Genomic DNA, 252 nt, shown 5'->3' with positions numbered 1-252 from the left:
CACCAGTGATTTCATCTTCATTTCAGTCTCCCTTGGTTGGTTTGAGCCTCTTTGCCGGGCCCGTTTTGTTGGATCGTTGTGCCAGCTTAACGCCTGCGCCTGATACTGTCAGGTCACCCGCGCGCGGTCTTGTATTTTTCGTTATCCCAGAGGCGGTTCTCCATCACATCGCGGATGATCGCGACCGCCTTGGAGACATCCTCGGCGTCCAGATAAAGCGGCGTGAAGCCAAAGCGCATGATGTCGGGCGCG

Annotated in this window: 1 pseudogene; it reads right to left on the bottom strand. The window is 56.3% G+C overall.

Going from position 1 to position 252, the window contains the following annotated elements:
- Nucleotides 1-113: 113 nt before the first annotated feature.
- Nucleotides 114-252: pseudogene (locus FCK22_RS19500) on the bottom strand (kynureninase); the annotation flags it as partial.

This window comes from Sulfitobacter sp. 15WGC, assembly GCF_005068605.1.
Lineage (GTDB): Bacteria > Pseudomonadota > Alphaproteobacteria > Rhodobacterales > Rhodobacteraceae > Sulfitobacter > Sulfitobacter faviae.
The sequence above is the reverse complement of the archived record's forward strand: the minus strand, read 5'-3'. Positions and strand labels throughout refer to the sequence as shown.